Origin of the sequence: Streptomyces sp. KLMMK (assembly GCF_036961605.1) — a bacterium.
Taxonomy (GTDB): Bacteria; Actinomycetota; Actinomycetes; order Streptomycetales; family Streptomycetaceae; genus Streptomyces; species Streptomyces telluris.
The window spans coordinates 1-3,021 of the sequence record NZ_JBAMDC010000582.1 but is presented as its reverse complement, the minus strand read 5'-3'; the positions used below and the strand labels follow the sequence as shown (position 1 = coordinate 3,021).

2 protein-coding genes are annotated in these 3,021 nt (G+C 77.3%); one reads left to right on the top strand and one right to left on the bottom strand.

Translation table 11 applies throughout. From position 1 onward, the window contains the following. The first annotated feature begins 751 nt into the window (after positions 1-751). Entirely contained in the window at positions 752-1,837 is a 1,086-nt protein-coding gene (tal, locus tag V7793_RS35830) for a transaldolase (RefSeq protein WP_336013860.1), read from the top strand. Here tal and V7793_RS35825 read toward each other — a convergent pair. Next, a complete protein-coding gene (locus V7793_RS35825; protein WP_336013859.1) occupies positions 1,783-2,625 on the bottom strand; it encodes an NADPH-dependent FMN reductase in 843 nt (280 codons plus the stop codon). The two genes, tal and V7793_RS35825, sit on opposite strands and share 55 nt — an antisense overlap. Positions 2,626-3,021 lie beyond the last annotated feature (396 nt).

Genomic DNA, 3,021 nt, shown 5'->3' with positions numbered 1-3,021 from the left:
CGGTGGTCCGAACGGGCGGGGCCCGGAGAGGGCTTCGAACCGAGCCGGTGCAGGCGCCGCGGGTCCGGACAGGCCCCGCGGCGGCGACGGTGCTCGGCCTGGTCCGGCCCGGTCTCCGCAGGGAGGAGGGGACGGTGGGAGGGCTGTACGCGGGCGGTCCCTGGCCGGGGGTTCTGGGAACGGCCCGGCCGGGGTCGGCGGTGGTCCGGACGGGCGGGGCCCGGAGCGGGCTTCGAACCGAGCCGGTGCAGGCGCCGCAGGCCCGGACAGGCCCCGCGGCGGCGACGGCGCTCGGCCTGGCCCGGCCCGGTCTCCGCAGGGAGCGGACGGTGGGAGGGCTGTACGTGGGCGGTCTCCGGCCGGGGGTTCTGCGGACGGCCCGGCCGGGGTCGGTGGTGGTCCGGACGGGCGGGGCCCGGAGAGGGCTTCGAACCGAGCCGGTGCAGGCGCCGCGGGTCCGGACAGGCCCCGCGGCGGCGACGGTGCTCGGCCTGGCCCGGCCCGGTCTCCGCAGGGAGCGGACGGTGGGAGGGCTGCACGCGGGCGGTCCCCGGCCGGGGCTCCGGGGCCGCCCGGCGCAGGCGACGGCGTTTCCGGTGGCGCCGCCTACGGGGTTTCCGGTGGCCCGGCCCGGCCGTCGGATGGGCCCCGTGCCACCGGTGCCGTTACGGATGGGCCCCGCGCTGCCGGTGCCGCCTCAGGTGCGCCCGGCGCAGCCGGTGCCGTGTCCGGCGGGCCCGGGGCGACCGGGGTGTCCGTGTGGCTCGACGGGCTCGCCCGGCAGCGGCTCGCGAGCGGCCGGCTGGCCGCGCTGGCCCGGCAGGGGCGCATCGCCGGGGTCGTCTCCGACCCGGCCTTCCTCGCCCGGTCCCTGACCCGCGGCCCGTACTACACGGGCCAGCTCGGCGACCTCGCCGAGCGCGGGATCACCGCCGAACGGGCCCTGAAGGCCCTGGCCGTCCACGACATCCGGTGGGCCTGCGACATCCTGCGGCCCGTCCACGAGGCGACCGCGGGCGTCGACGGGCTCGTCTCCGTGAGCCTCGACCCCCGCCTCGCCCACGACGGCGAGGCCACCCTCGCCGAGGCCCGCGCACTGTGGCGGGCCGTCGACCGCGGCAACGCCATGCTCGGCATCCCCGCCACCCCCGCCGGCCTCACGGCCCTCAGCGCCTGTCTCGCCGAGGGCATCAACGTCAACGCCACCCTCGTCCTGTCCGCCGCGCGCCACCGGCAGGCCGGCGAGGCCTACCTGGAGGGGCTGGAGCGGGCGCGCGCCGCGGGGCGTCACCTTCCCGCGCTCGCCTCGGTCGCCTCCTTCCCCGTCAGCCGCGTCGACGCCGCCGTCGACGCCCTCCTCGACCGCGAGGGCACCCTGGAGGCCAGGGCCATGCGCGGCGCCACCGCCGTCGCGGCCGCCCGGCAGCTCCACGCGCAGTACGAGCGCATGCTGGACGAGCCCCGCTGGCACGCCCTGGCCGCTCACGGGGCCCGCCCCCAGCGGCTGCTGTGGACCGCGACGGCCGCCTCCGGCCCCGGTCTCCTGCCCACGCGCTACGCCGCCCCGCTGCTGACGCGCGGCACGGTGACGGCAGTCCCGGAGGAGCTGCTGGAGGAACCGGTCGTGGTGGACGCCGTACCGGCCGGCACCGCGCCCGGTGCCGGTGCGTACGCCGCTGCCGGGCAGCTGCTCGGGCACCTGGAGTGGTTCGGCATCGACCTCGGTGAACTGGCCCTGCGCCTGGAGTCCGAGGCGCTCAAGGAGCTCAACGACGCCTGGCATCAGCTGCTGGACGAGGTCACACTGGCCCTCGACGGAGCGTCCGCGGCCCGCTGAGGCGCCGGCGGCACGGTCCCGTGCGCAGCCCGCACGGGACCGCGCGGCGCCCGTACCGGCCTGGCTTCCTCCCGTACGGGCCTGGCCTCTTGTTCCGGTACGGGCCTGTCCCCTTCTTCCTGTACGGGCCTGCCCTCTTCCCGTACGGGCTGCCTGCTCGCTTCGCCTACGGGGTCGCTCTCTTCGTGTACGCGCGCGTGCAGCTCCCGCTCCCGCACCGACCTGCGCTGCTCCTCCATGATGGCCACCGCCTCGAACGTGGCGTCGACCAGCTCGCGCAGCGCCCGCACCGCCTCCCCGTCGGTCATCTCCCCCGCAGCGTCGAGCCGTTGGTGTGCCCAACGGATGGCCACGGGCGGGTGCTCGACTGTGATCGCCTCGCAGCTGTCCAGCAGGTCGAACAGCGCCGGCTGGGCGTCGATGCCTCCCCGGCCGCCGGGCGAGGCGCTCAGGACGGCGGCCACCCTGCCGGTGAGCGGGCTCGCACCGTCCGGGCGGGAGAGCCAGTCGAGGGCGTTCTTCAGCACGCCGGGCACCGCGCCGTTGTAGCAGGGCGTGCTGATCACCAGGGCGTCGGCGCCCGCGACCAGCGCGCGGGCGGCGGCCACGGCCGGGGTCGCCCCCGTGCCCTCCATGTCCCCGTTGTAGAACGGCAGCCGGCCGATCGGCAGCGAGACCACCGAGGCGGCCGGACGGGTCCGTCCGATGATGCGGCGTACGGCCCTGAGCGCCGCCGAGTTCACCGATGCGGCGCGCAGACTGCCCGAGATCAGTACCACCTTGGTCATGTCGGTCCCCGCTTCTCCGTCGGAGGCCCCGGCGCGGCGCCGGCGCGGGCCGCGGCGAACGGCGGCCCTCCGGCCCTGCCGGACGGTCCGAGGGTAGATCGGCCCGGGGCGGCACGCCCCCGCAACGGGGCCCGTCTGTCAGGTCACCCGGCCCCGTACGGAGCCGACTTGACGCACTGGCGGGCGGGCTGACGCACTCCGCCGCCGCGCGTTGGCCCGGCCGCGCGGACGGCCCACGATGACAGGCACCCGGGCCGTGGGGAGACCCCCGGAACGGCCCCACGGCCCGGACACCCGCCGGCACTGCAATGCGCTGCACCGCACTCCACCGCATTGCACCGCACTCCACCGCACGCCATCGCATTGCACCGCACCGGACCCCATCGCACGGAGTAA